The organism is Niameybacter sp. (genome assembly GCF_036655075.1).
In the GTDB taxonomy this organism is placed as follows: Bacteria; Bacillota; Clostridia; order Lachnospirales; family Cellulosilyticaceae; genus Holtiella.
The window spans coordinates 1-3932 of sequence record NZ_JAVVQU010000093.1; the positions used below are offsets into that span (position 1 = coordinate 1).

3 protein-coding genes are annotated in these 3932 nt (G+C 36.0%); all 3 read left to right on the forward strand.

Annotated features, from left to right (window positions below; genetic code table 11):
* The first annotated feature begins 35 nt into the window (after nt 1-35).
* Nucleotides 36-1193, forward strand: coding sequence for a 5-bromo-4-chloroindolyl phosphate hydrolysis family protein (locus RRY75_RS13995; protein WP_332528060.1), 1158 nt, complete (start codon nt 36-38; stop codon nt 1191-1193).
* 17 nt (nt 1194-1210) lie between these two features.
* Nucleotides 1211-2356 carry a toxic anion resistance protein gene (locus RRY75_RS14000; RefSeq protein ID WP_332528488.1) on the forward strand — a complete coding sequence of 382 codons (1146 nt, stop codon included), beginning with the start codon at nt 1211-1213 and terminating at the stop codon, nt 2354-2356.
* Between the two features lie 917 nt (nt 2357-3273).
* Nucleotides 3274-3918: a GyrI-like domain-containing protein gene (locus tag RRY75_RS14005; RefSeq protein WP_332528089.1), complete on the forward strand. Its 645-nt coding sequence runs from the start codon at nt 3274-3276 to the stop codon at nt 3916-3918.
* The last annotated feature ends 14 nt before the right edge of the window (nt 3919-3932 follow it).

Consider the following 3932-nt stretch of genomic DNA (forward strand, 5'->3'; position numbering starts at 1 on the left):
AATAGTCAGTAAATGTAAGGGAAGGTTCTATTATAATGAATAATAAAGATTTTTTAGACATAGGAGAACAAATTAAAAATATTACTAAAGAAATTATTGATTCTAAGGACTTTAAAGAATTGAATCATGATATTTCTAGTACAGTTAATGGCGCCCTTGAAGAAGTAAGAAGGCAATTAAAGAATAATGCCTATAAGCATGAGCAACAAAAGAGTGCAAGAGCTCAATTTGTAAAAAGTGCCCCCATTCGTAAGATTAAGGTGAACCCTGTAGGTAAGGTGGCAGGGACTTTATATACTGTTTTTGGCAGTATTGGGATTGGCATTACAAGTGTATTGCTATTAGTACTTTTTATTGTAGGCACAGTAATAGGTCTAGCATCAGCTATTACAACACCTCTCTTTTGGGGAGTAGCAGGCCTGTTTGCTATTTTTGCTATTATGCTAGGTAGAGGTAATGTAATCCGCGGAAAATTAAAAAGATTAAAGCGCTATACTGCTGAGCTTGATGGTAAAATGTACTGCTCAACTAAAGAGTTAGCAGAATATGTAGGAAGGTCACGAAGATTTGTAATGAGAGACCTAAGAATGATGATTCGTCATGGCATGTTAACTGAAGCTTATTTAGATGAAAAGGAAAACCTCTTGATTTTGGATAAAGACAGATATAGACAGCATGTATTAGAGCAAAATGCGATGAAACAGCAAAAAGAACAAAAAGAGCAAGCAAGTAATGAGGCAAACAAGAAAAGAACCTCATCTTCTAAACTCTCTCCATTAATGAAGGAAGGACTAGAGCATATAAAAGTTCTAAGGGAAGTGAATGATGAAATTCCTGGAGAAATTATTAGTGCGAAGCTTCTTCGCTTAGAAACAATTATTGTTAAGATTTTTGATTCAGTAGAAAGAAATCCTAAGTACACAGGTGACATGAGGAAGTTTATGGAGTACTATCTACCTACCACATTAAAGCTTGTTAAGGCCTATGGTGAATTTGAAAGAGTAGATATTCAAGGAGAAAATATTACCACTGCAAAGAAAGAAATTGAGGAAACCTTAGATACAATTAACGAAGCTTTTGAACACTTTTTAGATGACCTATATCAAGAAGCAGCTTTTGATGTGACTACAGATGCGGAAGTATTACAATCTATGTTAGCTAGAGATGGATGGACTGAAACAGATTTTAAATAGACCAGGAGGATGAAGTGATGAGTCAAGATATAGAGCGTATGTTTGATGAAGTACCTGTACTTACTTTAGAAACAGGTATAGAGCTTGAGACAGAAAGTGTAGCACCACCAGTAGTAGAAGTTGCACAAAAGGCACAGGAGGTTGTATTAACTCCTGAGGAGCAAAAAGTGGTAGATGAGTTTGCTGCTAAAATTGATTTAACAAATTCTAATATGGTATTACAGTATGGAGCAGGTGCTCAAAAGAAGATTGCCAACTTCTCAGAAAGTGCACTAAATAACGTAAGAACAAAAGACTTAGGTGAAGTAGGTCAGATGTTAACAGATGTTGTAACAGAACTTAAATCCCTAGAAACAGCACCAGAAGAAAAAGGGATTATGGGCTTTTTCAAGCGAAGCTCCAATAAGTTAACAACCATGAAGGTTAAGTATGATAAGGCAGAAATCAATGTAAATAGGATTTGTAGTGTCTTAGAAAATCATCAAATACAGCTTTTAAAAGATATTGCAATGCTGGATAAGATGTACGACTTAAATACAACTTACTTTAAAGAGTTATCTATGTACATTTTAGCAGGTAAAAAAAGATTAGCAGAAGTACAAGAAAAAGATATTCCAGCTTTACTTGCTAAGGCGAATAGCACAGGATTACCAGAAGATGCTCAAGCAGCCAATGATTTAGCCTCTTTATGCAATCGCTTTGAGAAAAAGTTACATGATTTAGAGCTAACAAGAATGGTATCTCTTCAGATGGCACCACAGATTCGTCTTGTTCAAGGAAATGATACAGTTATGGCAGAAAAGATTCAATCCACCATTGTAAATACTATTCCACTATGGAAGAGTCAGATGGTATTAGCCATTGGTATCAACCATTCAGAGCAAGCAGCAAAAGCTCAAAGAGATGTAACCAATATGACCAATGACCTTTTACGTAAAAATGCAGATATACTCAAAACAGCCACGATTGAAACAGCAAAAGAGTCAGAACGTGGCATAGTAGATATAGAAACTTTGAAACATACAAATGCTTCTTTAATCTCCACTTTAGATGAGGTAGTACGTATTCAAGGAGAAGGTAGAGAAAAACGCCGAGCAGCAGAGGTAGAGTTAAGTAGACTTGAAGGCGAATTAAAACAAAAGTTACTCAATATAGGCAAATAAGAATACCCGGGCATATCTAAAATTATAGAAACACTAATAAGCTCAAGTCCTTAAAAGCATAAAGGACTTGAGCTTATTTTATGTAGAAGTATTTTGGACAAATAGACGTGCAACGTTTGAACAACATAAGAAACTTATTCCAAGTATGCTCCCTCTCATTGCAATAGACAGACTTAGAATAGGATGCTTATGTGTGGCGAAATCTCACAAATAAAAGGGAATAATCTTACAAGTATTTTATGAAGGAAGCTTTCCGCTACGGACGTGTTGGAATGACCTTGCTATAAGGCGACACGTCAGGGGACTATAGGTGAAAGCGGTCTAATAGACTTAACACGGCAAGATTCTGAGTGAAGCGATTATACAAAGGATTTACCTAGAGTACCGATTGTTGGCTACGATCATAAAAAAGTAGAGTAAGAGGCTTGACTTGAATGTGAGGAGGATACACGAAAGGACTTAAGCCACAGTTAATGTCTTTTCGTTCCTAAGATGAATGCGAATCACTTTTGGCTGAGAGGGGTGCCTAAAGGGTTCAACTTTCTCTTAGTGATGTCAGTTAGATAGCTTGCCTAGGAGTGACTATGCAACCAACACTTATGCATTAAGTATGCACCATTTGGAACATGAAATCTAGTGATATTTTTAGAAAATTTGAATTTCAGCATATAGCCTAAAAAGAGGACACTAAAATTTGACATGGAAGGGCTTAGCGACTCTATAAATCAAGAAAGTGAATTTAACAAGTTGCATAAAAATAAAACTGTTTTATAGGTGAAAATAGATAAGGGTAAATAGATGAAGCAAATGGATAAATGGATGAAATATAGTGCAGGTAATATGACATACAGTTGTCAAATTAGATATGATAGGATGTTGTTAGGTCATAAAGATAAAAAGGATGGAGGAAGCAGAATATGGCATTTGATTTTAAGAAAGTATATAAAACATTTTATATACCCCAAAATAAACCTGAAATAATAGATGTACCAGAAATAAATTATATTGCAATGAGAGGTAAAGGAGATCCAAACGAAAAGGATGGAGCTTACAGCCAGGCAATCAGTGTAGTGTATGCAGTAGCGTACACTATAAAAATGAGTTATAAAGGTGCAAGAGAAATAGAAGGCTTTTTTGAGTTTGTTGTACCACCCCTTGAAGGCTTTTGGTGGCAGGATAATATAAAAGGCGTGGACTATTCCAATAAGCGTACCTTTAACTGGATTGCAGTGATTAGATTGCCTGATTTTGCAACACAAGAAGACTTCAATTGGGCAGTAGACCAAGCAACAAAAAAGAAAAAGTTAGACTGCCAAGGGGTGGAGTATTTAACAATGCGAGAAGGGCTATGCGTACAGATGATGCATATTGGGCCTTTCGATGACGAGCCTCATACAGTTGCCGTCATGGACAAATTTTTGCAAGAAAATGGGTATGTCAATGATTTTTCCAATAAGCGTCTACATCATGAGATCTATCTTTCCGATGCAAGAAGGATAGCACCAGAAAAATGGAAAACCGTTATTAGACATCCTATTAAGATGGGCTTGTTAGAAGATTGAGCAAAAAGTAGCTT